General features: G+C 63.8%; 18 protein-coding genes and 1 tRNA gene. 10 read left to right on the forward strand and 9 right to left on the reverse strand.

The window, feature by feature from the left end; genetic code table 11:
- Positions 1 to 8: 8 nt before the first annotated feature.
- The 3 genes from gltA to ACFOMH_RS16260 are packed head-to-tail and all read right to left on the reverse strand — an operon-like array spanning position 9 to position 2,943.
- Entirely contained in the window at positions 9 to 1,301 is a 1,293-nt protein-coding gene (gltA, locus tag ACFOMH_RS16250) for a citrate synthase (RefSeq protein WP_374422155.1), read from the reverse strand.
- A gap of 51 nt (positions 1,302 to 1,352) precedes the next feature.
- A complete protein-coding gene (gene gltX, locus ACFOMH_RS16255) occupies positions 1,353 to 2,759 on the reverse strand; it encodes a glutamate--tRNA ligase (protein ID WP_377745797.1) in 1,407 nt (468 codons plus the stop codon).
- The gene (locus ACFOMH_RS16260) at positions 2,752 to 2,943 is read right to left on the reverse strand and encodes a hypothetical protein (protein WP_377745799.1); all 192 of its coding nucleotides are present in this window, start codon (positions 2,941 to 2,943) and stop codon (positions 2,752 to 2,754) included. Before ACFOMH_RS16260 ends, gltX begins: the two co-directional genes overlap by 8 nt.
- Before the next feature lie 53 nt (positions 2,944 to 2,996).
- Here ACFOMH_RS16260 and ACFOMH_RS16265 point away from each other — a divergent pair, with 53 nt between their 5' ends.
- The 7 genes from ACFOMH_RS16265 (at position 2,997) to ACFOMH_RS16295 (ending at position 11,562) form a co-directional block, all read left to right on the forward strand.
- On the forward strand, positions 2,997 to 5,135 hold the full coding sequence (locus tag ACFOMH_RS16265; protein ID WP_377745801.1) for a ComEC/Rec2 family competence protein: 2,139 nt from the start codon (positions 2,997 to 2,999) through the stop codon (positions 5,133 to 5,135).
- 1 nt (position 5,136) lies between these two features.
- The gene (locus tag ACFOMH_RS16270) at positions 5,137 to 5,715 is read left to right on the forward strand and encodes a heme NO-binding domain-containing protein (RefSeq protein WP_374422161.1); all 579 of its coding nucleotides are present in this window, start codon (positions 5,137 to 5,139) and stop codon (positions 5,713 to 5,715) included.
- Complete coding sequence (locus ACFOMH_RS16275) at positions 5,712 to 6,692, forward strand: GGDEF domain-containing protein (protein ID WP_377745804.1); 981 nt, start codon at positions 5,712 to 5,714, stop codon at positions 6,690 to 6,692. Before ACFOMH_RS16270 ends, ACFOMH_RS16275 begins: the two co-directional genes overlap by 4 nt.
- Before the next feature lie 606 nt (positions 6,693 to 7,298).
- Positions 7,299 to 8,153, forward strand: coding sequence for a glycosyltransferase (locus ACFOMH_RS16280; RefSeq protein WP_377745805.1), 855 nt, complete (start codon positions 7,299 to 7,301; stop codon positions 8,151 to 8,153).
- A gap of 483 nt (positions 8,154 to 8,636) precedes the next feature.
- Entirely contained in the window at positions 8,637 to 11,054 is a 2,418-nt protein-coding gene (gene lon / locus ACFOMH_RS16285) for an endopeptidase La (protein ID WP_377745807.1), read from the forward strand.
- A gap of 73 nt (positions 11,055 to 11,127) precedes the next feature.
- A complete protein-coding gene (locus ACFOMH_RS16290) occupies positions 11,128 to 11,430 on the forward strand; it encodes an HU family DNA-binding protein (protein ID WP_377745809.1) in 303 nt (100 codons plus the stop codon).
- A 57-nt stretch (positions 11,431 to 11,487) separates the two neighbouring features.
- Positions 11,488 to 11,562, forward strand: a tRNA-Val gene (locus ACFOMH_RS16295).
- A 229-nt stretch (positions 11,563 to 11,791) separates the two neighbouring features.
- On the opposite strand, the gene ACFOMH_RS16300 is transcribed toward ACFOMH_RS16295, so the two are convergent.
- Positions 11,792 to 12,112 carry a TIGR02300 family protein gene (locus ACFOMH_RS16300; RefSeq protein ID WP_374422168.1) on the reverse strand — a complete coding sequence of 107 codons (321 nt, stop codon included), beginning with the start codon at positions 12,110 to 12,112 and terminating at the stop codon, positions 11,792 to 11,794.
- A 135-nt stretch (positions 12,113 to 12,247) separates the two neighbouring features.
- On the opposite strand from ACFOMH_RS16300, the gene ACFOMH_RS16305 reads away from it, so the two are divergent.
- Positions 12,248 to 12,949 (forward strand): M48 family metallopeptidase, encoded by a 702-nt coding sequence (locus ACFOMH_RS16305; protein WP_377745811.1) that lies wholly within the window; start codon positions 12,248 to 12,250, stop codon positions 12,947 to 12,949.
- A 30-nt stretch (positions 12,950 to 12,979) separates the two neighbouring features.
- A complete protein-coding gene (locus ACFOMH_RS16310; RefSeq protein WP_377745813.1) occupies positions 12,980 to 13,624 on the forward strand; it encodes a GntR family transcriptional regulator in 645 nt (214 codons plus the stop codon).
- Positions 13,625 to 13,691: 67 nt separating this feature from the next.
- Here the strand turns inward: ACFOMH_RS16310 and ACFOMH_RS16315 are convergent, their stop codons facing one another.
- From ACFOMH_RS16315 to scpA, 5 genes are all read right to left on the reverse strand, one after another.
- Positions 13,692 to 15,008 (reverse strand): homoserine dehydrogenase, encoded by a 1,317-nt coding sequence (locus tag ACFOMH_RS16315; RefSeq protein WP_374422172.1) that lies wholly within the window; start codon positions 15,006 to 15,008, stop codon positions 13,692 to 13,694.
- Positions 15,009 to 15,073: 65 nt separating this feature from the next.
- Entirely contained in the window at positions 15,074 to 15,607 is a 534-nt protein-coding gene (locus ACFOMH_RS16320; RefSeq protein ID WP_377745815.1) for a hypothetical protein, read from the reverse strand.
- A complete protein-coding gene (locus ACFOMH_RS16325) occupies positions 15,595 to 16,419 on the reverse strand; it encodes a glycosyl transferase (protein ID WP_374422176.1) in 825 nt (274 codons plus the stop codon). Before ACFOMH_RS16325 ends, ACFOMH_RS16320 begins: the two co-directional genes overlap by 13 nt.
- A 58-nt stretch (positions 16,420 to 16,477) precedes the next feature.
- Positions 16,478 to 16,969 carry a GNAT family N-acetyltransferase gene (locus tag ACFOMH_RS16330; protein WP_377745817.1) on the reverse strand — a complete coding sequence of 164 codons (492 nt, stop codon included), beginning with the start codon at positions 16,967 to 16,969 and terminating at the stop codon, positions 16,478 to 16,480.
- Between the two features lie 108 nt (positions 16,970 to 17,077).
- Positions 17,078 to 19,222 carry a methylmalonyl-CoA mutase gene (gene scpA / locus ACFOMH_RS16335; protein WP_377745819.1) on the reverse strand — a complete coding sequence of 715 codons (2,145 nt, stop codon included), beginning with the start codon at positions 19,220 to 19,222 and terminating at the stop codon, positions 17,078 to 17,080.
- A 57-nt stretch (positions 19,223 to 19,279) separates the two neighbouring features.
- On the opposite strand from scpA, the gene ACFOMH_RS16340 reads away from it, so the two are divergent.
- The gene (locus tag ACFOMH_RS16340) at positions 19,280 to 19,795 is read left to right on the forward strand and encodes a DUF4174 domain-containing protein (protein ID WP_374422179.1); all 516 of its coding nucleotides are present in this window, start codon (positions 19,280 to 19,282) and stop codon (positions 19,793 to 19,795) included.
- The last annotated feature ends 20 nt before the right edge of the window (positions 19,796 to 19,815 follow it).

Consider the following 19,815-nt stretch of genomic DNA (forward strand, 5'->3'; position numbering starts at 1 on the left):
GCCGCCGCTCAGCGCTTGTCCAGCGACAGGTAGTCGCGGCGCGGCGAACCGATATAGAGCTGGCGCGGGCGACCGATCTTGTTCTGCGGATCGGCGATCATTTCCTTCCACTGCGAAATCCAGCCCACCGTGCGCGACAGCGCAAAGATCGGCGTGAACATCGAGGTCGGGAAGCCCATCGCCTCAAGGATGATGCCGGAATAGAAATCGACGTTCGGATAGAGCTTTTTCGAGACGAAATATTCGTCCTCAAGCGCGATCCGTTCCAGTTCCTTGGCGACCTGAAGCGTCGGGTTGTTGTGCACACCCAGCAGGTCCAGAACCTCGTCCGCCGATTCCTTCATCACGCGGGCGCGCGGGTCGAAATTCTTATAGACCCGGTGGCCGAAACCCATCAGCCGGAAGGGATCGTCCTTGTCCTTGGCGCGGCGGATATATTCGGGGATGTTCTCGACGCTGCCGATTTCGCGCAGCATTTCCAGCGCGGCCTGGTTGGCGCCGCCATGGGCCGGACCCCAGAGACAGGCGATGCCGGCCGCGATGCAGGCGAACGGGTTCGCGCCCGAGGACCCTGCCAGACGCACGGTCGAGGTCGAGGCGTTCTGTTCGTGATCGGCATGCAGCGTGAAGATGCGGTCCATGGCGCGGGCCAGAGCCGGGTTCACGACATATTTCTCGGCCGGGACCGAGAAGCACATGTGCAGGAAATTGCTGGCATAATCCAGCTCGTTCTGCGGATAGACGAAGGGCTGGCCGATCGAATATTTATAGGCCATGGCGGCGATGGTCGGGACCTTGGCGATCAGCCGGATCGAGGCCACTTCGCGCTGCCAGGGGTCGTTGATGTCGGTCGAGTCGTGATAAAAGGCCGACATCGCGCCGACCACGGCCACCATGGTCGCCATCGGATGGGCGTCCCGGCGGAAGCCGCGGAAGAAGTTGTGCATCTGTTCATGCACCATGGTGTGGCGCGTGATGCGGGTCTCGAAATCGACCAGCTGCGCCTGCGAGGGCAGTTCACCGTAAAGCAGCAGATAGCAGACTTCGAGATAATGCGATTTCGCCGCCAGCTGTTCGATCGGATAGCCGCGATACCAGAGCTCGCCCTTGTCGCCGTCGATATAGGTGATCGTCGAATCGCAGGAGGCGGTCGACGTGAAGCCCGGGTCGTAAGTGAAGACATCCGCCTGACCATAGAGCTTGCGGATATCCAGGACATCCGGGCCCGCGGTCGGGCTCAGGATCGGAAGCTCAAGCTCCTTGCCCTCCACCAGCAGTTTTGCGGCTTTGCTTTCTGCCATTCTCAGTTCCTTTCACCTGTCGCCGGCCGGGGCCGGGATGCTTGCGGGCGATCAGCCCGCCTGATCCTGCAACCGGGCCAGCGTCTCGTCGCGGCCAAGCGCCGTCATCATGTCGAACACGCTGGGTGTCGAACTGCGACCCGCCAGCGCCGCCCGAAGCGGCGCTGCAATTTTTCCTAAGCCCAGCCCATGAGATTCGCCGATCTGCTTCACGGCGGCCTCAAGTTCGTTGCGCTCCCAGCTAGCATGCTGCACCGCGGCAGTCAATTCTTTCAGTATACCACGGGATACAGGATCAAGCGCGGCGGCGGCCTTTTCATCGACCTGAACAGGCCGCTCGATCAGCGCGAAATGGGCCTGTTCCAACAGCGCGGGCAGGGTCTTGGCCTTGGCCTTCAACGCCGGCAGCGCGGGGCGCAGCCAGTCCAGCTGACGCTGGGTCAGGGGGGCGGCATCCGTGGCCGCCAGATAGCTGGCCAACTCATCCAGAAGCGCCGCATCGTTCATCTGCGCGATGTGATATCCGCTGACATGTTCCAGCTTCTTGAAGTCCAGCCGGGCGGGCGCCTTGCCGATCCCGCCAAGGTCGAACCACGCCATCGCCTGCGCGTCGTCAAAGAGTTCATCGTCGCCATGGCTCCAGCCCAGACGGGCCAGATAATTGCGCATCGCCGCCGCCGGATAGCCGGTCGCGGCATATTCATGCAGCCCGACGGCGCCGTGCCGTTTGGACAGCTTCTTGCCATCCGGCCCGTGGATCAGCGGGATATGCGCAAAGACCGGGATATCCCAGCCCATGGCGTCATAGATCTGGATCTGGCGGGCGGCATTGGTCAGGTGATCGTCGCCCCGGATGATATGGGTGACGCCCATGTCGTGATCGTCCACCACCACCGCATGCATATAGGTCGGCGTTCCGTCCGAACGCAGCAGCACCATATCGTCCAGCTGTTCGTTGCCAAAGGTCACATCGCCCTGCACCGCGTCATGGACCACGGTCTGGCCTTCGCGCGGGGCGCGCAGCCGGATGACATAGGCGCGGTCGGGCCAGGTCGAGGGATCGGCATCGCGCCAGGGCGACAGAAACAGCGTGCTGCGGCCCTCGGCACGGGCTTTTTCACGAAATTCCTCGATTTCCTCGGGGGTTGAAAAGCATCGATAGGCCGTGCCGGCGGCCAGCATCTGGCGGGCGACCTCGGCATGGCGGTCGCGGCGGGCGAACTGGCTGGTCGGCTCGCCGTCCCAGTCCAGCCCGAGCCAGCGCAGCCCCGCGAGAATCGCCTCGGTCGCCTCGGGGGTTGAACGGGCGCGGTCGGTATCCTCGATTCGCAACAGGAACTTTCCGCCCCGTCCGCGGGCGTAAAGCCAGTTGAAAAGCGCGGTCCGGGCGCCGCCGATATGCAGGTAACCGGTCGGCGAAGGGGCAAAGCGGGTCACGACAGGGCGGGAATCAGTCATCGTATGTCAGCACATTCCAGAAAATCAGGGTTTTGCGCGGCGCCGTTAATCCTTTCGTAAGGGCGGCATGCCAATCTTGCGCCAAGCAATAAGCAAGCTGCGGAATAAGGACAAGTTTCGGATATGCAATCGGCAAGCGCTTCGCCACGGGCGGTGTCTGTCCGGCCAGGGGCGGGACAATCATCTGCCGCGCATGTGACGCCGCGCCGGGCGGGCATTCTTCAGCGCGCCGGATTGTTGCCATGGGTTCCGGTCTGGATGGGGCTGGGGATCGGCGCCTGGTTCGCGCTTCCTGACGAACCGGGGCAGGGGGTTTATCTGGCGCTGGTTTTGGCGGGGGGGGCTTGCCTGCTGGCATGGCAACTCGCGCTGCGCGCCGCGATGGCGGGCAGGCTCGGCTGGGATTGGGGCGACCGGCTGCGGCTTGTCTTTCTAGCGGCATTTCTGGTCGTCGCGGGCGCGGGTCTTTCTGGCCTGCGCAGCCACATGGTTGCGGGTCCGGTCCTCGATTTTCGCTATTACGGTCCGGTCGAGGGGCGGGTGATCGGCATCGACCGGTCATCGCGCGACCGGATGCGCGTGACGCTGGATCAGGTCCGGCTGCATGACGTGGCGCCCTGGAAACAGCCCGAGCGGGTGCGGATATCCCTGCTTGCGGGCGACGTGACGGCGGAACCGGGCGAACGGGTGATGCTGACCGCGCATCTGGGACCGCCCGCCGGTCCCGCCGAACCGGGCGGTTTTGATTTTCGCCGCATGGCCTGGTTCGAAAGCCTGGGGGCGGTGGGGTATACACGCACGCCGATCATGACCGTCGATCCGCCGGTCCCGGGCGGGGGTTATGCGTTGCACCGGCTGCGCATGTCTTTGGCCGAGGCGATCCGGGTTCAGATCGGTGGTCAGGCTGGCGCGGTGGCCGCAGCCCTGATGACGGGCGACCGCTCGGGGATCCATGAGGCGACGAACGACATCATGCGCGCTTCGAACCTCTATCACATCATTTCGATCTCGGGCCTGCACATGAGCATGCTGGCCGGATTTGCCTATGCGGCCCTGCGGCTGATCGGCGCCGGGGTTCAGGGGGCTGGCATGGGGCGCCACTGGCCGCTGCACAAACTGGCGGCGTTCGGGGCGTTTGTGGCGGCCGCGATCTATCTGTGGCTTTCGGGGGGCGGCGTCGCGACCGAGCGGGCCTTTATCATGGTGGCCGTGATGTTGCTCGCCATCATCGCGGATCGGCGCGCGATTTCCCTGCGCACGGTCGCGGTGGCTGCCGTGATGATCCTTGCCGTCACGCCCGAGGCGCTGACCTCGCCCGGCTTTCAAATGAGTTTTGCGGCAACGGTGGCCTTGATCCTCGTACAGGGGCCTTGGCTGCGGATTTCGCCGCATCTGCCCTGGTGGCTGCGACCGCTTGCGATGCTGTTCTTGTCCTCGCTGGTCGCAAGCATGGCAACCTCGCCGATAGCTGCGGCGCATTTCGGGCGCATTACCCAATATGGGTTGCTGGCAAATCTTCTGGTGGTGCCGGTTGTCGGCTTGCTGGTCATGCCCGGCGGCGTGATCGCGGCGCTTCTCGCGCCCTTCGGTCTCGCGGCGCCGGCGCTTTGGGTGATGGGACTGGGCGTCAAATGGATGCTGTTTGTCGCCGAATGGATATCCGGTCTGAACGGCGCCACCGAACTTGTGCCCGCAGCGCCGGCGGCGGTTCTTCCATTGATGGGCCTCGGTGCGGTCTTGATGCTGCTTGCACCGCTTGCATCGGAAAGTCGGCTGCGCGGCCTGATCATGTTGCGGCGGGGGGGCGGCCTCGCGATGCTGATCCTTGCGATGATCATATGGCGGATTTCCGAGCGTCCCTTGATGCTGATTTCGGCACAAGGGGATGCGGTCGCGATCCTGACCGATGCCGGGCGGGTCCCGTCGAAACCCAAAGGCGGTGCTTTCGCCGTTTCCAATTGGCTCGAAGCGGATGGCGACGCTGCAACCCAGGCCGAGGCCAGTCTTCGGCCGCTATGGGCAGGTGCGCCCAACGCCCGCAATGCAGCGCTTTTGATCGGCCAGCGGCCTTTGCGGGTGCATCATCTGACCGGCGCACGCGCACAAGACCGGGTCAAAGAGGTTTGCCGGGACGGGGCGCTTTTGGTGATGGATTCCAGAATGAACACCGATATCGGCGCGGCGGCGCAAAGATCACCGGATTGCGGCATGATCGACCTTGCGGTTTTGCAGCAGAGCGGCGCGATTGCCCTATACCGGCAAGGTCAGGGTATCCGCCTTGTCGCGACCGATCATGCCCGACAGGGACGGGCATGGACCGCGCCCGGGCTTGCCGATCCGCAATCGGCCGTCCGCATCGACACATGGGGGCACTAAGATGCTGGCCTTGATCAACCGATCCTTCGAGCTTTTTGTTCGAGACTGCTATGGCAAGGCGCTGTGGGAACGACTGGCGCGCCAGGCCAAGGTCGATCCCCGCGGGTTTTTCCTGTTGCAGCACTCATCCGAGGCGGTCACCAAGGTCATGATCTCCGAAGCTTCCCGGATCCTCAGAAAATCGGCCGATGAGTTGCTTGAGGATCTTGGCGGATGGCTGACCCGGCGCGAACCGATCCGCCGGCTCTTGCGCTTCGGTGGACGGGATTACCCAGAATTCATCGAATCGTTCAGTGAGTTTCCGGGCCGTGCGGTGATGGTCATCGACAGCCTTGAGGCCCCGAAATTGCGTGTTACCGCCTATTCAATGAGCCTTTATGAGGTCGAAGTTGAAAGCGATTCCGATATCTGGGTCGTGCTCTTGGCCGGCGTTCTGCGGGGCATGGCCGATGACTATGGCGCGCTCGTTGTCATTGCGATCGAAGGGCATGTCCTGAGGATCGACATCGCGCTTAGCGAATATGGGGTCATGCGACCCTTTCCCCTGATCCCGGAACAAAGCGACCAAGTCCAGCCATGAACATTCCCTACACCATTGACGCCAATGCGGCGGCAATGATCATGCCCATGCACATCGCCGTCAGTCAGCAGGGCCGGATCATGGGCGCGGGTCCTCTTATCCGGCGTCTGCTGGGGGATGCGCAATATCTTCAAGAGGTTCTTGTCGCCGATATGCCGCGCTTTCGGCAGAATCCCGGCAACGATGTTCTCGCCGAGTTTCGAAGCGGGCGCCGCGTCCTGATGCGGGTTCGCGGCCATGACGATCTGATCCTGCGCGGTCATGGCGTGCCGATCTGCGATCAGATCACCTTGCTGAATTTTGGTTTCGGCATGGCTTTGCCGCATGCGATCAAGACGTTCTCTTTGTCCGAGGCGGATTTTTCGCCCTCGGATAACGCGATCGAACTGCTTTTCATGTATGAAGCCAGCAGGGCCATCATGGGTGAGATTTCGCGCACGAATGAGGCCCTTGAACAAGAGCGGCGCGAAGCCGAGCGCATGTCGGTCACCGATGTGCTGACCGGGCTTTTGAACCGGCGCGGCTTCTATATCGAATGCGGCAAGCTTGCGGCGGCTGGCGGCACGCAGGAACTGGCCATGGCGGTCCTGGATCTGGATCTTTTCAAGGAGGTGAACGACAGCCTTGGCCATGCGGCGGGGGACGAGGTGCTGGTCTTTGTATCCGAAGCGATCAGGTCCGGCGTACGGCGCGGCGATATCGTCGCACGGGTCGGCGGGGACGAATTCCTGATCCTGATCAGTGCGTTCGATTCGCGGCGCAGCTTGCGGGCGATCCTTGAACGCATCATCGAACGGATCGAGGTGCCGATTCCGCTCGACGGCGCGACGGCGCGGCTTTCGGCCAGTGTCGGGGTGACGACCTTTTCGATGTCGTTGGGGTGTGATCTTGCCGATGTCATCCGTCTGGCCGATGCCGCGCTCTATAAGGCAAAGGCCGCTGGCGGTGGCGGCGTGCGCATGTCGGATGAGGATTGACGGAGCCTGGAACCGGATCCGAAGCTTTGCGCGACGAGTGCATTTCGACTGCTAAGATCCGGGTGGTAAGAACGAGCTGGCTGATCATGCGGCGGGTCGCGAATATCGTTCCATGTTTCCTGGCTGGTGGTGCTTTTCAGGAACAGGCCGGAAAGTGCGTGATCGCCCGTTCGCGATTCTTAGGAATGCGAGATTCTAAGGGACGCGAACCCCTGAGTGTCTTGCGCCAGTGACACGGCATTGGACCGAGGTAATGCAATATCCTTGCCAATCACCCGAGCGGTTCCATATCCGGGTATGATGTGATCACGATTTTGCTCGGAGCAATGCCTGACGGGGCCGGGTGAAGGGGATTGAGGCGCGCAAGCGTGAATAGATGCGCGACGTTTGCCCACGCCCATGCCCACTGAACACACAGTGCGGGTCGGGTCACCGAAACCATCTGAGGCCGCAAAAGATTTGCGCTGGAAACCGCAGCCCGGAGCAACAAAAGCATCGCGACCTGACCGGATTCGGGCTGCGAACAGCCAAGACCAGCAATTGAAAACACATCCCGAATGGGGGATGACTGCCCGGGCAGGCAATTGGTTGCGCGTGATCGGGGTCATGATGTCGGAACGTATCGTCGGGTTTTGCCGGTTTTCCTTTTGGGGGCGCAGCGATTGGGGTGTCTATGCCGGCACCAAACCCGGCACGGCCGCCGAGGAAAAGGCGCTGCAACGCAGTCTTGCCACCCTCTATGACGAGGCGCGGCTTGCCTTTCGCTTTCGCAGCTTCGAACGGCTGACCCTGGCATCGCTGGCGGCGCAAAAGAACCGGGATTTCCTGTTCGTCGTGCTGAGTTCAAAGGCGATGCCGGCTGTCTGGCGGCAGCGTTTGCGTGCTCTTTGCGCCGGCCAGCCGCAGATCCGGCTGGTCTTTTCCGAAGAACGCGATGTCGGTTTGGCGCTGGCCCCGATCCTGGATGAACTGACCGAGGGGGGGCGTGTCCGGCTGGTGCAGTTCCGGCTGGACGATGATGATTGCATCGCGGCGGATTATATCGACCGGCTTGCGCAGGCGGCCCATGCCATGCGCGACTATCGCGCATTCGCCTTTTCATTGCCGCGCGCGCTGATGATGACGCGCTATGCCGACGACGCGCCGGCCCGCTATGAATATATGCGCCCCTTTCACGCCGCCGGTGTCGCCTTGCGGGCGCCGATGGCGGGGCGCAGCATCTTTGCATTTGGCCATTTCGCGCTGGCGCGGCGCTTCCCCTCATTGGCGGATCCCGGCCCGCATGGCTCGCTGCAACTTAAATTCGAAGGCCACGATTCGCGGCGGGTCTCACCCGGCACCGATAACGGTGTCACGCCGATTTCCAGTGCCGAGATGGACGAGGTTCTGGCCCGGGATTTCCCGTTCCTGAAGCAATCCGATCTGTTGGATCTCTCTGGCGCGGAGGCCCGCGGGGCTTAGAGCGCGCTGGAAAGCCGCTATCCGACCAAAGCACGCGGGGCGTTTCCCGGTGAGGCAATCCCGACGCTGAACGGGACGGAACGGGAACCGGGATGCCTTTCAAAGGATCTCGGACCCGGCCGGGCGGCGCCGGGGAAGATGCGCCGGCCCGACCGATGACGAGCTGACGTGCCGGGAAGGGCTGGCTGGCCAACCGCCCCACAGATGCCGCCGTACCGGAGAAGAGGCCGGCCGCCGGATCGGGGCGTTTTTCAACGACAAATCAAAACGAATTCGTGTTTTTTTACACTTCGCGCCACCCGCAGCATATCCATACCAAGGCTCTTTTGATATAATGAGGGGGTCAGATGACGGGCATCTGAACAAAAGGCGAACCAATCTGCCATTGAACCCGTCGTTTCGGCTCCCTATCTTGTCCGTCAGCAGGAAGCGCGGGCTGCCTGTCCTTGGGGCTGCGCTTTTTGGCGAGAAAGGACCAATTCAATGAACGAATTCGCCCATACCACTCATCCGGTCCTGCCCTTGCGGGATATCGTGGTGTTTCCGCATATGGTAGTGCCGCTGTTTGTGGGCCGCGACAAATCCGTGCGGGCGCTTGAGGCCGTGATGGAACAGGACCGCCCGATCCTTCTGGCGGCGCAAAAGGATGCTGCGGTCGACGAGCCGGCCACCGACGGGATTTTCCGCACCGGCGTGCTGGCGAATGTGCTGCAATTGCTGAAATTGCCCGATGGCACCGTCAAGGTGCTGGTCGAGGGGCGCGAGCGGGTGCAGATCACCGGTTTCGTGCCGAATGAAAACTATTTCGAAGCGACCTGCGACGCGCTGACCGAAGAGGCCGGCGATGCCGATACGCTGACCGCGCTCAGCCGTGCCGTCGCCGAAGAGTTCGAGCGTTACGTCAAGGTGCGCAAGAACATCCCCGAAGAGGTCGTCTCGGCCGTGGCCGAGGCGCGCGATCCGTCACGTCTGGCCGATCTGGTCAGCGGCCATCTGGGCATCGCGCTGGATCAAAAGCAGGAACTGCTTGAGACGCTGGTCACCGCCGAGCGCCTGGAAAAGGTCTATGGCCTGATGCAGGGCGAGATGTCGGTGCTTCAGGTCGAGAAGAAGATCAAGTCCCGCGTCAAGACCCAGATGGAGAAGACCCAGCGCGAATACTATCTGAATGAGCAGATGAAGGCCATTCAGAAGGAGCTGGGCGACGGCGAGGATGGCGGCAACGAGCTGACCGAGCTGGAAGAAAAGATCGCCAAGACCAAGTTCAGCAAGGAGGCCCGTGAAAAGGCCGAGGCCGAGCTGAAAAAGCTGAAATCGATGTCGCCGATGTCGGCCGAGGCCACGGTCAGCCGCAACTATCTGGACTGGCTCCTGTCGCTGCCCTGGGGTGTCAAATCCCGCATCCGCAAGGATCTGGGCAAGGCCGAGGGCGTGCTTGATGCCGATCACTACGGGCTGGAAAAGGTCAAGGAACGCATCGTCGAATATCTGGCGGTGCAGAACCGTTCGGCCAAGCTGAAAGGGCCGATCCTGTGCCTTGTCGGGCCTCCGGGCGTCGGCAAGACCAGCCTTGGCCGCTCGGTCGCGAAAGCCACGGGACGCGAATTCATCCGCATCAGCCTTGGCGGCGTGCGCGACGAATCCGAGATCCGCGGCCACCGCCGGACCTATATCGGCTCGATGCCGGGCAAGATCATCCAGGCGCTGAAAAAGGCCAAGACCACGAATCCGCTGATCCTGCTCGATGAAATCGACAAGATGGGCCAGGATTTCCGCGGCGACCCGGCCAGTGCGATGCTCGAGGTGCTGGACCCGGAACAGAACGCGACCTTCGTCGACCACTATCTTGAGGTGGAATACGACCTGTCTGACGTGATGTTCGTGACCACGGCCAACAGCTATAACATGCCCGGGCCGCTGCTCGACCGGATGGAGATCATCCCGCTTGCCGGCTATACCGAGGACGAAAAGCGCGAGATCGCGCGCCAGCATCTGCTGCCCAAGCAGATCACGGCGAACGGCCTGCGCAAGGGTGAGTTTTCGGTGACCGACGAGGCGCTGACCCATGTGATCCGCTACTATACCCGCGAGGCGGGGGTGCGGTCGCTGGAACGGGAAATCGCGAAACTGGCCCGCAAGGCCGTGACCGAGATCCTGAAAGGCAAGGTCAAGTCGGTCGAGGTGGACCCGGCCAAGGCCGAGGAATATCTGGGCGTGCGCCGCCACCGCTATGGTCTGGCCGAAAAGGACGATCAGGTCGGCGTGGTGACGGGGCTGGCCTGGACCCAGGTCGGCGGCGATCTGTTGCAGATCGAGGCGCTGAAGCTGCCCGGCAAGGGCCGCATGAAGACGACCGGGAAACTGGGCGAGGTGATGAAGGAATCGATTGACGCGGCGGCGAGCTATGTGCGCTCGATCGCGCCCCAGATCGGGGTAAAGCCGCCGAAATTCGACGCTATCGACATCCATGTCCATGTGCCCGACGGGGCCACCCCCAAGGATGGCCCTTCGGCGGGGCTTGCCATGGTGACCTCGATCGTCTCGGTGCTGACGCAGATTCCGGTGCGCAAGGACATCGCCATGACCGGCGAGGTTTCGCTGCGCGGCAATGCCATGGCCATCGGTGGCCTTAAGGAAAAGCTGCTGGCGGCGCTTCGGGGGGGCATCAAGACGGTGCTGATCCCGGTCGATAACGAGAAGGACCTGGCCGAGATTCCGGCCAATGTGAAGGAAGGGCTCAAGATCATCCCGGTCAGCCATGTCCGTGAGGTCCTGGCCCTGGCGCTGGTGCGCAAGCCCGAGCCTGTCGAGTGGGACGAGGCCGCCGAAGAGGCGGCCGAGGCCACCCGGCTGGCTGCGGCACGCGACCAAGGCAACAGCGGGGCGGCCGTCGCCCACTGAACAAAGGGCCGCGCGGAACCACCCGCGCGGCCCTGTCTTGGTCCCGTGCTCCATGACAATAGGGAGTTCGTCCATGGCTAAGACCAAAGGTGGCGGGACCGATCCCCCGCAAGATCCGCATAACGCGAAGGTTCTGCAAAAGCGGCAGCTTCTGGCGCAGGTCGTGCGCCGTACCGGCCTGCGCAGCGCCGATATCAAACCCGTCGTCGAGGCAACGCTGGCCGAATTGGGCAATGCCATTGCCGCCGGGATGACGCTGGCGCTGCCGCCGCTTGGGCGCGCGCGCGTCCGCCACAGCATCGACCGTTCCGGGGCCGAGATCGTCACCCTGCGCCTGCGACGCAGGCCCGATGCCGAGCCCCTTGGCGACGGCTGAAAAATTCGCCGCAACCCTCTTGCGGCAGGCACCGACTGCGGCTATCTAGCCCGGACCGGGCGATTAGCTCAGCGGTAGAGCGCTTCGTTCACATCGAAGATGTCAGCGGTTCAAATCCGTTATCGCCCACCATTATTCCGCAGACTTATGTCATCGCAAAACGCCCCGGCCATGTCAGCCGGGGCGTTTTGCGTTCCGCGCAGGCGTGGCACGGTGACATCGCCGTCTCATCATGTCGGGGCCGTGGGCGTCATGGCGGCCGATATCGATAGGCACGGCGCTGCATGTTGCGCATCCGGGCATGAAAAACCCCGCATCGCGAAAGCGTGCGGGGCGTTTCGGTGCTTGGCGGGGACGGAGATCAGTCCTCGTCGCTATCCGCGACATCGGCGATATCGTCCAGCGACACGTCGCCATCGTCATCGTCATCATCCAGCAGATCGTCATCCAGATCGCCGCTGTCGGCATCATCATCCAGATCTTCGTCATCGACCAATTCGTTGCGATTGTCCGCAGCGGCGGTCTTTTCCGAAATCAGGGACCGCGAGCGGCCGCTGCTCAGGCTTTCCACGGTGAATTCGGCGCCGCAGGCGGGGCAGGTCATCGGGTCGTTGTTCAGGTCATAAAAGCGCGTGGCGCAATGGGGGCAAAGGCGCTTGGTGCCCCATTCCTCTTTGGGCATGGTATTCTCTTTCTGCCGCGTCTAGGTAAATCCGCTGTCCCCTGCCACAGCCAAGGCAGGCTGTCAAAGCCTTTTCCCCTTGCGGGGTTCCGGCGCGGCAGGTGAAGATCGGGATGGTGGCAGAACAGGCGTGGAATGCAAAGGGTCATGGACAGTTTTCTGGTCGGGGGTGACATACCGGTGACGCTGCGCCGCTCGGCCCGGGCGCGGCGGATGACGCTGCGCGTGGCGCGGGCGGGGGGCGAGGTGGTGCTGACGCTGCCGGACCGCGCCAGCCTGCGCGATGGCCGCGCTTTCGCCGAATCGCGGGCCGAATGGCTGCGCCGGATGCGGGCGCGGATGCCGGCGCCCCAGATCGTCGCCCATGGCGCCACGATCCCGGTCGAGGGGCAGGGATGCCTGATCACGCCCACCGATCAGCGACGGGTCGAACTCTGCGGTAACACGCTGCTGGTGCCGCGGACGCGGCCCGCGGGGGTGGTGACCGCCACCTGGCTCAGGCATCTGGCGCAGGCGCGGCTGATGGCGGCCTGCGACCGGCATGCCCAGGCGCTGGGGCGGCGGTTTCAGGCGATCTCGCTGCGCGACACCCGCTCGCGCTGGGGCAGTTGCACCCATGACGGGCGGCTGATGTTTTCGTGGCGGTTGGCCATGGCCCCGCCCGAGGTGCTGGATTACGTCGCGGCCCATGAGGTCGCGCATCTGGCCCATATGGATCATTCAGAGGCCTTCTGGGCGGCAACGGCGCGGCTGATGCCCGATTATGCCAGCCATCGCGGCTGGCTGCGCCAGCATGGCCACAGCCTGCTGGCCTGGCAATTTCGCGAAGCCGATTGACGACGGCGGATTTTGTGATCACATGCGCCCATGAATCCGTCCCGCCCCCACGAACCCCCGGCCCATGAACGGCTTTATCGCAAGCTGCGACAGGCGATCATACTGGGCGAGGTCGATCCCGGCCTGCCGCTGACCTTGCGCGGCCTCGCGGCCGAGCATCGCGTCTCGATGACGCCCGCGCGTGAGGCGGTGCGCCGGCTGGTCGCCGAAGGGGCGCTGACGCTGTCATCTTCGGGGCGGATCACCACGCCCGAACTGTCGGTCGATCGGATCGAAGAGCTGGCCGCCCTGCGCGCGCTGGTCGAACCCGAGCTGGCGGCCCGGGCATTGCCGCGTGCCCATCAGGCCCTGATCGAGCGGATGGTCGTGATCAATTCCGCCATCGGCGAGGCCGCCGAGGGCCATGACGCCATCGGCTATATTCGCGCCAATCTGGAATTTCACCGCATCCTTTACCTGCGCGCGCAGGCGCCGGCGATGCTGGCGATCATTGAAACCGTCTGGCTGCAACTGGGCCCGACCATGCGGGCGCTTTATGGGCGCGTCAAACGCAACGAGCCGCCGCGCCATCACCGGATGATCCTGGCCTCGTTGCGCGCGGGCGACGAGCCGGGGCTGCGGCTTGCCGTGCGCGCCGATGTGACGCATGGGCTGCGCCATATCGGGGCCGGCTGAGCGACGGGAGCAAAGCCTGTCGGGCCCCCGTCATTGCCCCCAACGCCCGCCGCCGGACAGGCCCCGGTCAGACCTCTTCGATGCGCAGTTCGACCGGCTCGCCATCGATGACGCCGGTGCGGGGCAGGGTCTCCATGGCGTGGTCGATGGCTTCGGGCGTGGTCTTGTGGGTGACGATCAGCACCGGCGCGATCCCGGCCGTTTCCGAATGGCCGTATTGGCGCATGCGGTCGATCGAGATGCCGGCATCGCCCAGAATGGCCGCGACCTTGGCCAGCGCGCCCGGCTTGTCGGTCAGTTGCAGGCGGATGTAATAGGCGGCGGGCACGGCGGTGCGGGCCGCTTGCGGCGCAACCAGATCCCGGGCCGGCTGGCCAAAGCTGGGCATGCGCACGCCGCGCGCGATTTCCAGCACGTCTGACATGACCGCGCTGGCGGTCGGGCCTTCGCCCGCGCCCGCGCCGCGCAAAACCACCTGTCCGACCGCGTCGCCTTCGACCACGACCATATTGGTGCCGCCCTGCAACTGGCCCAGCGGGCTGTCGGCGGGAACGAGACAGGGCGACATACGCTGTTCCAGCCCGCGCGCGGTCATCTGCGCCACACCCAGAAGCTTGATGCGATAGCCCATATCGGCGGCGCGGCGGATGTCGTCGATGCTGACCCGCTCGATCCCCTCGATCTCGACGGCGTCAAAGCTGGGGCGGGTGCCAAAGGCGATGGCCGACAGGATCGCCAGCTTGTGGCTGGCATCGATGCCGCCCACGTCCAGCGTCGGGTCGGCCTCAAGATAGCCCAGCTGACGCGCCTCTTCGAACACCGCCTCATAAGGCAGGCCGCCATTCTCCATCCGCGTCAGGATATAGTTGCAGGTGCCGTTCATCACGCCCATGACGCGGCGGATCTCGTTGCCGGCCAGGGACTCGGTCATTGTCTTGATGATCGGGATGCCGCCGGCGACGGCCGCCTCAAAGCGGATCACGCGGCCATTATCCTCGGCCAGTTCGGCCAGTTCCTGACCGTGAATGGCCAAAAGCGCCTTGTTGGCGGTGACCACATCCTTGCCGGCGCGCAGGGCGGCGGTCACGGCCTCGCGGGCGATGCCCTCATCGCCGCCGATCAGCTCGACGAAAACGTCGATATCGTCGCGAACCGCAAGGGCGCGGGCATCCTCTTCCCAGGCATAGGCCGAAAGGTCGATATCGCGGTTCTTCATCCGGTCGCGGGCGCTGACGGCGGTGATGGCGACCGGGCGCCCGGCGCGCGCGGCCAGCATGTCCGCATGTTTCTGGATGATCTTGACGGTGCCGGTGCCGACCGTCCCCAGACCTGCGATGCCGAGACGAAGCGGAGAGGCGTTTTGCCCCGGTTTTTGGGCGGTCATGGAAAACTCTTATCTGTGGACGAGGCCGGTGTTAGCGGATGGCGCGGGTTCTTGCAACGCGGGGCTTACGCCTCGTCATCGCCGGCCCAATAGCCCTGCTCGCCGGTGGCGCGCATGACGCGCAGGACGCGGGTGCCGATTTCGACCGTTTCCGCGCGGATCCGGTCCAGATCGCCAAGGCTCAGCGGCCGGTCCTGTACCTCGCCCTTGCTGCTGACGAATGCCGGATGCCAGGTGGTCTTGTCCTCGGTCGGGCGCCACGAGGCATGACACAGCAGGTTGCGGTAAAGCCGGATCTCGCCCAGCCGGTCGGTGATGCGGTTGCGGTCGCGCAGGCCGGGATGACGGCGCATGGCGGCATCCAGCTGTTCGATCAGGGTGCCCATGGAATCGTCGGCCAGATGGCCGATATGTTCCAGCCAGGTCTGCAATTCCTCCTGGGTCAGGTCATCGGCCAGACGCGCCCGGTCCAGCGCATAGATGCTGCGCTTGATGATCTCTTCGAGCCAGCCGAAATTCGCCACGCATTGGCCCAGCGCCGCCGCGAATTCCGGCGGCAGGGTGTAATGCGTCTCGGGCGGGGCGCCTATTCGCGCCACAGCTTTTCCACCCATGCGACCGGTTGCAGATAATGGCGCAGGTGCTTCGAGACGCTTTCCCGCCGGCGCCCGTCAAAAGTGGCGCGCAGATGATCCAGCGGCGCGCGATGGGGGTCGTTCTCGCTCCAGCGGCCGGCGATGGCGTCGGGGGGATTGAGGTTGCCGGGAAAGATCACGATCCGCGTGCCGGCCGGAATCCGCGCCGGCCGGAAATAGTTCAAGGGAAAGTTCGGGATGCAATGCATGCGGAAATGCGCGAGCCACCCCTTGGGCCAGAACTTGACGCCGCCGGGCGCGTTGCGGGTGACAAAGCGCTGCTCGTATTTGAACTTGTCGGCGGCGGCCTGCGGATCGGCGCGAAAAATGTCCTGCAAGGGTTTCAGCCGGCCCACCCGCATCCGATAGACCGAGGTCTGGCCCATCTTTTCCAGCGGCGTGTTCGGGTTCAGCCCGACCACGGTGTCGTCCGGCTCGCCAAAGCTGAAGAAATCGTCAAGGCTGCCGGTGACGATGACATCCAGATCCAGAAACAGCACCACCCCGGTCACATCGCCCAGATCGCCCCAAAGCCGCGATTTCGGCCATTTGCCGCGCGTATTGACCGGGGCCTGATAGTCGAATTCGGGCAGCGGACGCACGGCGATATCGGGATGCAGCCCGCCACCGTCATCGGTGAAACAATAAAGCCGGAACGGCGGGGTGATATTGCGCGCCACCATCGCATGCAGGCGGTTCACGAATTCGGGGCCGAATTTCGTACCCCATTTGATGCAGATGATCTGCTTGACCGTGCCGTTGCGCCCGTCGTTCATGCCAGCCTCGTGTTTTGCGGCAAGTTTTTCACAGGCCCGGCACAGTGGCAAGGCGTGCTCACAGCATCTTCTGCATCAGCACCAGATCCAGCCAGCGCCCGAACTTGCGCCCCGATTGCGGCAAAAGCCCGACATGGGCATAACCAAGCGCGCGATGGAACGCGATCCCGGCCGCATTCTCGCCCGAAACCCCGGCCACCATGCTATGGCCGCCGCGCATGCGCGCATGCTCTTCGATTGCCGTCATCAGCGCCCGCCCCAGGCCGCGGCCATGGGCCTCGGGCGCAAGGATGACGGTGTGCTCCATGGCATGAACATAGCCGTTACCGGCCCGGAACTGGTCATAGCTGGCAAAGCCCAGCACCCGGCCATCATCCGCCGCGCCGATCAGAAACGCGCGCCCCGCCGCATGGCGCGCCGCGATCATGGCGGAAAGCCCCGAAAGCGTCTTTTCCTCGGATGAAAACGTGATCGTGGTCTCGCGGATCAACGGGTTCCAGAACCCCAGGATCGCGCCAAGATCTGCGTCCCGAACCGGCCTGATCGTCATTGCAACCCCCGCAACCCGAAAACCCGCCGCCGGCTGATGCGGCGACGGGGATGTCTTTCATGTCCAAATATCCATGCGACCGCGCCGGCAAAAGCCGCAATCGCCGCCTCAGGCGCGCCGCGCGTCGCGGATCAGCCCCAAGATGTCGCGCGCGGCCGAAGGGATATTCGTGCCCGGCCCGAAAATCGCCTTCACCCCGGCCTTGTTGAGGAACTCGTAATCCTGTTGCGGGATGACGCCGCCGCAGATGACGATGATCTCGCCCGCGCCCTGTTCCTTCAAGGCCGCGATCAGCTTTGGCGCAAGCGTCTTGTGCCCCGCCGCCTGCGAGGAAATGCCGACCACATGCACGTCGTTGTCGATGGCGTCTTGCGCGGCCTCTTCCGGGGTCTGGAACAGCGGGCCGACATCGACGTCGAAACCGATATCGGCGAATGCGGTGGCGATGACTTTCGCGCCCCGGTCATGGCCGTCCTGTCCCATTTTCACCACCAGCATGCGCGGGCGGCGGCCTTCCTCCTCGGCAAAGGTTTCGACGTCCTGCTGGATCCGGGCGAATTCGTCGTCACCCTCATAGGCGGCGCCGTAAACGCCGGCCAGCGTTTTGACCTCGGCGCGGTGGCGGCCGAATTCCTTTTCCATCGCCATGCTGATTTCCCCAACCGATGCGCGGGCGCGCGCGGCCTCGACCGCCGCCGCCAGCAGATTGCCGCCCGTCCGTGCCCGATGCGCAAGCTCGTCCAGCGCCGCCTGACAGGCGGCCTCGTCGCGGGTCGCGCGGATCCGGTTCAACCGCGCGATCTGGGCGTCGCGGACCTTGACGTTGTCGATATCCAGAATGTCGATCGGATCCTGCTGCGCCAGCCGGTACTTGTTCACGCCGACGATGACCTCTTCGCCCCGGTCGATCAGCGCCTGACGCCGCGCGGCGGTTTCCTCGATCCGCAGCTTGGGCATGCCCGAGGCGACCGCCTTGGTCATGCCGCCCATCGCCTCGACCTCTTCGATCAGCGCCCAAGCCTTGTCGGCCAGCTCGGCGGTCAGGCTTTCGACGTAATAGCTGCCGGCGAGGGGGTCGACGACATGGGTGATGCCGGTTTCCTCTTGCAGGATCAGCTGGGTGTTGCGGGCGATGCGGGCGCTGAATTCGGTCGGCAGCGCGATCGCTTCGTCCAGCGCGTTGGTATGCAGTGATTGCGTGCCGCCAAGCGCCGCCGCCATCGCCTCATAGGCGGTGCGCACGACGTTGTTATAGGGATCCTGTTCCTGCAGGCTGACGCCCGAGGTCTGGCAATGCGTGCGCAGCATCAGACTGCTGGCCTTTTTCGGGGCGAATTCCTTCATGATCCGCGTCCACAAAAGCCGCGCCGCACGCAGCTTTGCCGCCTCCATGAAGAAATTCATGCCGATGGCGAAAAAGAACGACAGCCGGCCCGCGAACTGGTCCACATCCATGCCGGCGGAGAGCGCGGCGCGCACATATTCGCGCCCGTCGGCCAGCGTATAGGCCAGCTCCTGGACAAGGTTCGCGCCCGCCTCCTGCATGTGATAGCCGGAAATCGAGATCGAGTTGAATTTCGGCATCTCGTTCGAGGTGTATTCGATGATATCCGCGATGATGCGCATGCTGGGTTCGGGCGGATAGATATAGGTGTTGCGCACCATGAACTCTTTCAGAATGTCGTTCTGAATGGTGCCTGAAAGGACGGCGCGGGAATGCCCCTGTTCCTCGCCGGTCACGATGAAATTCGCGAGAATCGGGATCACCGCGCCATTCATCGTCATCGACACCGACACCTTGTCCAGCGGGATGCCGTCAAAGAGGATCTTCATGTCCTCGACCGAATCGATGGCGACGCCGGCCTTGCCCACATCGCCCTCGACGCGGGGATGGTCGCTGTCATAGCCGCGATGCGTGGCCAGATCGAAGGCGACCGAGACGCCCTGCTGCCCGGCGGCCAGGGCTTTTCGATAAAATGCATTGGATTCTTCGGCGGTCGAAAAGCCCGCATATTGCCGGATCGTCCAGGGACGGCCGGCATACATGGTCGCGCGCGGGCCACGGGTAAAGGGCTCGATCCCCGGCAGGCTGCCCAGATGGGGCAGGTTGGCGGTGTCGGCCTCGGTGTAAAGCGGCTTGACCTCGATACCCTCCAGCGTGTGCCAGGTCAGGCTGTCGGGATCAGAGCCTTTCAGCTCTTTGCTGGCCAGCTTGCGCCATTCCTCAAGCTCGGGTTTGGAGATTTTGGTCATCTTGCATCCTTTCCCATGGCCACCCGGCTCTTATATTGGTTAAGAGACGAGGGGATGATGAAACTGAAACGATTGATTTTTCTGATTGCGGTGCCGCTGGTTGCGGCAATGGGCGACAAGCCGGATGGCGAGGCGGGCCAAAGATATGTCCGCGGCGAGGTGCCCGCCGCGCGCAGCGAGGCCCCCGCGAACGAACGCCCGGCAAGCGAATTGCGCGTCCTGCCGGCATCCGAGGCGGATCCGGCGGAATTCATGTGGCAGGCGCGTCCGGTGGTGATATTCGCCGATACCGCCGCCGATCCCGCCTTTACCGAACAGCTGGCGGCGGTGCGGCGCGATCCCATGCCGCTTTTGCTGCGCGATGTGGTGGTGATCACCGATACCGATCCGGCCGCGAACAGCCCCTGGCGGCGGCAGTTGCGCCCCGAGGGATTTTCGCTGGTGCTGATGGACAAGGACGGACAGGTGAAACAGCGCAAGCCCGTGCCCTGGTCCGTGCGCGAGATCACCCGCGCCATCGACAAATTCCCGCTGCGCCGCCAGGAAATCGGGCGCGGCGATCTTGCGCCATAGGCACCGCGCGTTGCGCCCAT

The organism is Paracoccus mangrovi, assembly GCF_042648425.1.
Taxonomy (GTDB): domain Bacteria; phylum Pseudomonadota; class Alphaproteobacteria; order Rhodobacterales; family Rhodobacteraceae; genus Paracoccus; species Paracoccus mangrovi.

Bases quoted from the DNA above. Each gene is read 5' to 3' on its own strand.
- gltA (WP_374422155.1), bottom strand. From the start codon at position 1,301: ATGGCAGAAAGCAAAGCCGCAAAACTGCTGGTGGAGGGCAAGGAGCTT.
- gltX (WP_377745797.1), bottom strand. From the start codon at position 2,759: ATGACTGATTCCCGCCCTGTCGTGACCCGCTTTGCCCCTTCGCCGACC.
- ACFOMH_RS16260 (WP_377745799.1), bottom strand. From the start codon at position 2,943: ATGATTGTCCCGCCCCTGGCCGGACAGACACCGCCCGTGGCGAAGCGC.
- ACFOMH_RS16270 (WP_374422161.1), top strand. From the start codon at position 5,137: ATGCTGGCCTTGATCAACCGATCCTTCGAGCTTTTTGTTCGAGACTGC.
- ACFOMH_RS16275 (WP_377745804.1), top strand. From the start codon at position 5,712: ATGAACATTCCCTACACCATTGACGCCAATGCGGCGGCAATGATCATG.
- ACFOMH_RS16280 (WP_377745805.1), top strand. From the start codon at position 7,299: ATGATGTCGGAACGTATCGTCGGGTTTTGCCGGTTTTCCTTTTGGGGG.
- lon (WP_377745807.1), top strand. From the start codon at position 8,637: ATGAACGAATTCGCCCATACCACTCATCCGGTCCTGCCCTTGCGGGAT.
- ACFOMH_RS16290 (WP_377745809.1), top strand. From the start codon at position 11,128: ATGGCTAAGACCAAAGGTGGCGGGACCGATCCCCCGCAAGATCCGCAT.
- ACFOMH_RS16300 (WP_374422168.1), bottom strand. From the start codon at position 12,112: ATGCCCAAAGAGGAATGGGGCACCAAGCGCCTTTGCCCCCATTGCGCC.
- ACFOMH_RS16305 (WP_377745811.1), top strand. From the start codon at position 12,248: ATGCAAAGGGTCATGGACAGTTTTCTGGTCGGGGGTGACATACCGGTG.
- ACFOMH_RS16310 (WP_377745813.1), top strand. From the start codon at position 12,980: ATGAATCCGTCCCGCCCCCACGAACCCCCGGCCCATGAACGGCTTTAT.
- ACFOMH_RS16315 (WP_374422172.1), bottom strand. From the start codon at position 15,008: ATGACCGCCCAAAAACCGGGGCAAAACGCCTCTCCGCTTCGTCTCGGC.
- ACFOMH_RS16325 (WP_374422176.1), bottom strand. From the start codon at position 16,419: ATGAACGACGGGCGCAACGGCACGGTCAAGCAGATCATCTGCATCAAA.
- ACFOMH_RS16330 (WP_377745817.1), bottom strand. From the start codon at position 16,969: ATGACGATCAGGCCGGTTCGGGACGCAGATCTTGGCGCGATCCTGGGG.
- scpA (WP_377745819.1), bottom strand. From the start codon at position 19,222: ATGACCAAAATCTCCAAACCCGAGCTTGAGGAATGGCGCAAGCTGGCC.
- ACFOMH_RS16340 (WP_374422179.1), top strand. From the start codon at position 19,280: ATGAAACTGAAACGATTGATTTTTCTGATTGCGGTGCCGCTGGTTGCG.